Below are 6,490 nucleotides of genomic sequence, written 5' to 3' on the forward strand. Positions count from 1 at the left end.
CCGGGGTTGAATGCGGCCGCGTTCACCCCCGGAGGACTTGTTGCTGCTGCGCCGTTCGTCGCTCGTCATCCTGATGTCGCTGGGCTGCCTGGTGGGTTGCGCGCACGTCCCGGACGTGGCCTCCCACAGCGTGTTGGAGCTGCACCCCGCCGAGTTCCCCAAGGCTCACGTCGCGCCACCGAGGGTCGCCGCGGTGGGCGCCGAGGGCGCACTGGGCGTGAAGGCGGAAGCGCCCCCTCCGCTGGAGTTCGTGACGCCGGAGGGCCGTGACGCGCTGGCGTCGCTGATGGCGGCGGACCCCGGGGAGTTGCCGGAGGAGGCGGGCGTCATCGCGGCGGCGCTGGAGGCCGCGGCGCTCTTCACGGGGCCCACGCGGGGCCCGGGCGGATTCTGGGACGAGCTGTTGCCTCCGCCGTCGACGCAGGCCCGGGGCATCGTGGCGCGCGCGGCGCAGTTGGTGGGCGCGCGGCGGTTGGACCGGTCCGTGCCCAACGACTGTTCGGGGCTGGTGCGGCTGGCGTACCTGCAGGCGGGCATCGACCTGGTCGCGCACGGCTTCCTCGCGGGGGAGAACGCCGTCACGGGCATCTTCCGGCGGGCGCAGGCGGCGGGCGCGGTGCACCGGTTGAATCCGAGGCCGGGCGACCTGGCGTTCTTCAAGGAGACGTACGACCGCAACCGCGACGGCAAGCGCAACGACGGGATGACGCACATCGCGGTGGTCGAGCGCGTGGACGCGGACGGCACCGTGACGTTCATCCACCGGGGCGGCAAGGGCGTGGCGCGCAGCCACATGAACCTGGCGTTCCCGACGGTGCACCGGCAGGCGAAGGGTGCGTTGCTCAACGACTTCATCCGACCGGCGAGCAAGGGGCTTCGCGCCTACCTCGCGGGGGAGTTGTTCGTCGCGTTCGCCTCGCCTGGAGGTTTGTAGTCTCACCGCAGTCGCAAGGACATACGGCGGGCCCGTTTGAATCCGGGCGCGGGTGTGGCGTCATCCCGCGCATGAGATTGCCCCTGCTGCTGGGAACCCTGCTGCTCTCTTCGGGATGTATCGTCGCGAGCTCCCGTCCGTCGCGTCCTCCGCCGCGCCCCGCGCCGCCGCCGCGTCCGGTGGCGATGAACTACGACGAGGCGGTGCGGCGGGGGTTCGAGCAGTGCCGCTCGCGCGGGTATCGGTGCGAGTTGCAGGAGGCGCACCTCACCGGCAACAACGTGTGGAAGGTGAAGCTGCGCGCGTACGCGCAGGGGGCGAAGGGGCACCTGCACCTGGACTACGACGCGTACACGCGCAACCTGCTCAAGGTGAACGAGAAGGTGAAGGGCAAGGGCGGCGGTCGCGACGACGACTGGGATGACGACGACGACCACGGGCATGGGCGGGGCAAGAAGAAGGGCCACGCGCACCGGGACGACTGAAGCGTGTCAGCGCTTCAGCGCGAGGCCGCGGGTGGGGCTTCGCGCAGCAGGGCCTCGGTGTGCTCGAGCAGCTCCGGCCCACCGGGGGCGTGGTGGCCGGGCACGATGACGCGCGCGTCGGGGTAGTGCGCGCGTGCGCGCTGGAGGCTCGCGGGCCAGGCGGTGGTGTCCGCGTCCTCCAGGTTGCCCAGGTCCTTCGCCGCCGCGTCCTTGATGAAGCAGCCTCCGTAGAGGATGCCCGAGGCCGGGTGGAAGACGATGAGGTTGTCGGGCGTGTGGCCGGCACCCGGGAAGAACACCGACAGCGGCCCCAAGTCCTGCGCATCCGACACGCGCGAGGTGGGGACAGGGTTGCCCTGCGCGGCGGCGCGGCGGGCGGTGTCCTCACGTGCGTGGACGGCGATGTGCTGCGCTTCCAGGGTGGGGATGCCACCGGTCCGGTCCATGTGGAAGTGCGTCACCACCGCGGCGCGCACCGGGTGGTGCAGTGAGTCCCGGGCCCAGGTGATGAGGGCTTCGGCCTGACGCGGATTCCAGCCTGTATCGACGAGGATGGACGCGTCGCCGTCCTCCACGATGAGGCCATTGGCGGGCGTGCCGCCCCATTCCTTGCTGGCGTTCGTCTCGTGCATCCACACGCCGGGCGCGATGCGGCGGATGCGCACGTCCTCCGCGAGCACGACTTCGTCCTGGGGTGAAGAGGGCGTGGAGGGTGTGGTGGCGCAGGCGGTGAGGAGGAGCAGGAGGGCGCAGGTTCGCAGTGAGGTCATGGGGCTCCAGGAGGAAGCGGGTGGCTGGGCGCGCGGATGCAAAGCGTGTGCGCGCGGATCCGTCACGACGTGACCTGAAAACCTGGGGGATGGCGAGGGTGCAGGGACACGCAAGTGCGGCCCCTGGGCCACGCCGGGCAGTCACTCAGGGCTGCGAGCGCTTCCCGGAACGGCCTGCACTTCAAGGCTCTCCACATCGCTCGGTCCCAGCGCGTGGAGCGTTTCCACGAACCGTTCGGTGGCGATGATCAGCGTCACGGCATCTTCCAACCGGAAGATGTCCAGGTCGGCGGGAAGGGAGTCCGCGTCCAGCCACCGCTTGGAGGGCATCCGGAATCCCTGCCGCCCGCATGTTGGACAGGGCGGTGGTCTTCCCACGGGAAGACAGGCTTCGTGCAGGCGGCCTCTGGGGAGCAACTGGAGTTCGTGGAGCTGTTCCGCGTCCTGCGTCGGGAACGAGAGTTCCGCCAGCACGGGGATGAGTCCTCTCAGCGCGCCGGCCCGGAAGGACGCCAGGGCATCCTCGCGCAGGAAGATCTCCCAGGAGGGAAAGACGGTGACGGGGCCGAACCGTCCCTGTGCTTTGCCACGCAACGCTCCAAAGGTGCAGCCGGGCTGAAGCAGAGCACCCGGAGGGAGCAGGGGGCGGACCTGCTCCGCGAGCCGAGCGTATTGCGCGTAGGGCTCCAGTCGTGGCTCCGCGAAGGACTTCTGTTCCGGGAGGCGGGAGAGATCCACGGCGGGATAGGACAGCACGCCACTCCATTCCGCATGACAGGTCGGGCACGCCACTCCGGGCAGGCCCCACCGCCGCTTCGCGCGAAACTCGCCGGTCCAGCGGGTGGCGTCCGTGGGTTCTCGAAGCTCGAAGTAGCGCATTCAGTCCCTGGGAACCGGTGTGAGGTCGAACCGCTGCCAATACGTCAGGGTGTATCCGGCGAGGGCGAACTTCTGGATGAGTGCGCCCGCGTGCTCGAAGTGCTCGTGCTTCTGCGCTTCACCCAAGGTGTGCTCGATGAAGGCACGCCATTCGGCGTTCCAGGGACCTCCATTCTTCCCCCGGTGGATGCGGCCGTGGATCTCCGCGTCGATGGCAATCACGTAGTCATGCACGTTGATTCCCTTTCGCGCGAAGTAGCCCTGCAGGGCCTGGGGGAAGATGTGATGCCGCTCCTTTGGCCGGCGCTCCCACTCCTCGTAGGCCCGTTGTCGTTGGAGTTCGCTGGGCAGCTTTTCGCGTGGGTGCCAGCGGAACACCATGACGGGCAACGCATCGCCTGGAAGCCCCTGGGCGCTCCCCCACGTTCTCTGGGCACCACCCCCGGGCGCGATGAATACCGGAGGCGTGGGGCCCGCGAACGTTCGGGCGATCCGACCTGGTGCCAGGTCTTCGCAGCGATAGAGCGCACATCCCGTGTCGGAGCAGACGTGAGAAAGGCACTGGTCCTCTCCGCTATCATCGCATTCGTGGGAGTCCTCCGAGGCGCTCTCCCACGTGCTCACGGGAGAGACGCCAGGCTGGGATGCCACCGACGCCGCACAACCCAGCCAGCATCCACACAGGAGGAGAAATACCCAGCGCATGTTGTTCTCGGAGGTGGCTGGCGCCGCGGACTACGGCGCCGCCTGCGTCTTCTTCTTCAGCTCTTCGAGCGCCCTGCTGAACGCCTGCGGATTGCACGCACGCGTCCCGGCGGCGGGCTTCTCACGGGCCGCTTCCGCCACGCGCGCCAGCGTGGGCAGCGCGGAGGGGTCGCCCAGGGTCGCGAGTTTGGACGCCGCCTTCGTGCGCACGCCGCAATCCGTGGAGTCGAGCGACGACGTGTAGAGCCCCACCAGGTCCAGGCCCTCCGTGTCCTGCACCGACTCCAGGTAGCGCAACCCGCCCCATTGCTTCATCGACGGCTTGCCGCGCGCCAGGGCCTCGAAGTGCGAACGCACCGTGGCCTTCGGCAGGGTCTCCAACACCCTGCGCACGGAGCGGTCCTGCTCGCCGTTTCCGAAGTCCTCCGCCAGCCCGTCCAGGAGCCCCATCTCCAGGCCCGCCCGGCCTTGCTTGTCCAGGCTCAGCAACAGGACGTGCTCCTTGTCGTGCGTCCCCTGTGCATGATTCGCGGCAGCGCGCAGCCGCGTCGTCGCCGCGCCCTTCGGCACATCCGGGCCCTCCAGGACCTGGAGCGCCTCCGCCGGCTGGCCGTCCTTCAGCAACCCATGCGCCCGCACCAGCGGATCACTCGCGTGCACCGACCACGCGACGCCCACTCCCATCAGCACCAACGCCGCCACCCCTGCGCCCAGCACGCGCGGGCGCTGGCGCAGCATCGCCACACCCTCGCGCACCTTCGTGCCCAGGCCGCTCAGCGCTTCCATCGGTGAGCGCTTCGGACCGGCGTCCTTGATGCCCAGCGCCGCGCCGAACGGTGAACCCTCCGCCGCGCGGGTGAGGCGGTAGAGCTGGATCTTCTCCTGTCGGCCGGGAAGGGGAATGGTGCCGCACGGTTCGGCGGCCGCTTCGGCGCGGTTGCGCACCATGTTCACGGCTTCGGTGAAGGTCACTTCTCCGGCGGCGGCCACGTGCTCCACCGCCTTCACGACCTCCATCGGCTCGCCGAGCACCGCGTCGTTCGTCACCAGCACTTCGCCCGCATGCAGGCACACGCGCACGTGGAGCTGCTCATCGGGCGGCACCGTCTGGTTGTGACGCCAGAGCGCCTGCTGCATCGCCATGCCGCAACGGATGGACGACGAGGGCGCCCGGAACACCGCGAGCAATGCATCGCCGCGCTTCTGCACCAGCTTCCCGTCGTGCTCGCGCACGATGGGCAACAGCAGCCGGTCATGCGTGTCCAGCATCCGCGCGTTCTCCTCGTGCGTCTGCCGGCTCATGCGCTCGGTGAAGCCCTGGATGTCGGTGAGCAGCACCGTCACGTTCTGCGGCTTCACCACCGCCGCGCCGCCCGTCGTCGCTCCCAGCCCACCCGTGAGCCGGGGAGCCGTCCCGAACGCCGCCGTGCCCGTGCGAGGCACCGCCGGGGGCGCCGTCACCGCCGGAGAAGCCACCACCGGCTCCGTCGCCCCGAAGGCCGACGTGCCTGACCCGGGCCCGGCCGGCTCCGCGCTCACGCCGAAGGCCGACGTGCCGGAGGGCTCGTTGCGCACCTCGGAGCCTGCGAAGGCCGCCGTGCCGTTGGAGGGCGTCATGCCCGCGTGGACGATGGGCGTGCCCTGGCTCGGCGTGAACGCCACCAGCGCGGCATGGGCCACCCCCAGCGCATCCGCCAGCTCGTGCGCCGACTGGAGCCTCTTCGCCGGGTCCTTGTCCAGCAGCCGCATCACCAGCGCCAGCAACCCCACGTAGCGCGACAACTGCGGCGCCGCACGGTCCAGGGGCAGTGGCGCGCCCGAGGCGTGCTGCGCCAGGAAGTGGCGCGGCGACGGCCCGTCGAACGGCAGGCGTCCGGAGAGCACGCGGTAGGCCAGCACGCCGAAGGAGTACAGGTCGCTGCGCGTGTCCACCTTCGCGCCCACGGCCTGCTCCGGGGACAGGTATTCCGGCGTGCCCAGCACCACGCCCACCTGGCTGAGCGCGCTGTTGGCATCCGGCTCCACCAGCCGCGCGATGCCGAAGTCCAACAGGCGCGCCTGCTCACCGCGCACGCTGGGCGAGATGAAGACGTTCTCCGGCTTCAGGTCGCGGTGGATGATCCCCTTGTCGTGGATCGCCGCGAGCCCTTCCGCCAGCTGCTGGAGCAGGGCCAGCGCCCGGGGCGCCAGCAGCGGGCCCTGCTGGAGCGCGTCGTGCAGGCTCTGGCCCTCCACGAACTCCATCACCAGGCAGGCGGCGTCGCCGGACTGCCCGAAGTCCACGATGCGCACCACCGACGGGTGCTCCACGGCGGAGAGCAGGCGGGCTTCGCGCTTGAAGCGCTCGGCCATGCCGGGCTGGGCGTGCAGATCGTGGTGCAGGACCTTGATGGCGACCTTGCGGCCCAGGGACACCTGCTCGCCCAGGTACACCTCACCCATGCCCCCGGAACCCAGGGGTCCGAGGACCCGGAAACGACCATCGAGGACCAGGGCGTCGGGGACCAGCACGGCGCGGCATCTTGCACGGCTTCCCCCTGGCGCGCATGACGTTCCTCGCCAGCAGAATCTCCAGGGGAATCACCTGGGTATCCGTTGCCCCTCCGCCTGCCGAACGAGCGGGGGTTTGTCCAAAATTTCGAGGGCTTAGGGGTCATGGTAGCCTCTCCCCCCTCCGAAGATGGCCACCGATAGCGAGTCCCCCAAGTCCGCCGCCC

The 6,490-nt window shown here is 70.0% G+C and carries 6 protein-coding genes; 2 read left to right on the forward strand and 4 right to left on the reverse strand.

The features are described from left to right. Nucleotides 1–10 precede the first annotated feature (10 nt). Together D7Y13_RS03935 and D7Y13_RS03940 are read left to right on the forward strand one after the other, a co-directional pair. On the forward strand, nt 11–934 hold the full coding sequence (locus D7Y13_RS03935) for a CHAP domain-containing protein (RefSeq protein ID WP_233595291.1): 924 nt from the start codon (nt 11–13) through the stop codon (nt 932–934). Between the two features lie 71 nt (nt 935–1,005). Then, nucleotides 1,006–1,419: a hypothetical protein gene (locus tag D7Y13_RS03940; protein WP_120531360.1), complete on the forward strand. Its 414-nt coding sequence runs from the start codon at nt 1,006–1,008 to the stop codon at nt 1,417–1,419. Between the two features lie 14 nt (nt 1,420–1,433). On the opposite strand, the gene blaCOR is transcribed toward D7Y13_RS03940, so the two are convergent. The 4 genes from blaCOR to D7Y13_RS03960 form a co-directional block, all read right to left on the reverse strand. Further along, nucleotides 1,434–2,189, reverse strand: coding sequence for a COR family subclass B1 metallo-beta-lactamase (gene blaCOR, locus D7Y13_RS03945; RefSeq protein ID WP_120582333.1), 756 nt, complete (start codon nt 2,187–2,189; stop codon nt 1,434–1,436). A gap of 141 nt (nt 2,190–2,330) precedes the next feature. After that, entirely contained in the window at nt 2,331–3,068 is a 738-nt protein-coding gene (gene sitI6 / locus D7Y13_RS03950) for a SitI6 family double-CXXCG motif immunity protein (RefSeq protein ID WP_120582332.1), read from the reverse strand. Continuing rightward, nucleotides 3,069–3,773 carry a SitA6 family polymorphic toxin lipoprotein gene (sitA6, locus tag D7Y13_RS03955; protein ID WP_120531357.1) on the reverse strand — a complete coding sequence of 235 codons (705 nt, stop codon included), beginning with the start codon at nt 3,771–3,773 and terminating at the stop codon, nt 3,069–3,071. Nucleotides 3,774–3,803: 30 nt separating this feature from the next. Next, nucleotides 3,804–6,284 (reverse strand): serine/threonine-protein kinase, encoded by a 2,481-nt coding sequence (locus D7Y13_RS03960; protein WP_120531356.1) that lies wholly within the window; start codon nt 6,282–6,284, stop codon nt 3,804–3,806. Nucleotides 6,285–6,490 lie beyond the last annotated feature (206 nt).

Origin of the sequence: Corallococcus praedator (assembly GCF_003612125.1) — a bacterium.
Classification (GTDB): domain Bacteria; phylum Myxococcota; class Myxococcia; order Myxococcales; family Myxococcaceae; genus Corallococcus; species Corallococcus praedator.

What these genes read in the sequence shown, in the direction of transcription:
- blaCOR (WP_120582333.1), bottom strand. Translation starts at nt 2,189, where the DNA reads ATGACCTCACTGCGAACCTGCGCCCTCCTGCTCCTCCTCACCGCCTGC.
- D7Y13_RS03940 (WP_120531360.1), top strand. Translation starts at nt 1,006, where the DNA reads ATGAGATTGCCCCTGCTGCTGGGAACCCTGCTGCTCTCTTCGGGATGT.
- sitI6 (WP_120582332.1), bottom strand. Translation starts at nt 3,068, where the DNA reads ATGCGCTACTTCGAGCTTCGAGAACCCACGGACGCCACCCGCTGGACC.
- sitA6 (WP_120531357.1), bottom strand. Translation starts at nt 3,773, where the DNA reads ATGCGCTGGGTATTTCTCCTCCTGTGTGGATGCTGGCTGGGTTGTGCG.
- D7Y13_RS03935 (WP_233595291.1), top strand. Translation starts at nt 11, where the DNA reads ATGCGGCCGCGTTCACCCCCGGAGGACTTGTTGCTGCTGCGCCGTTCG.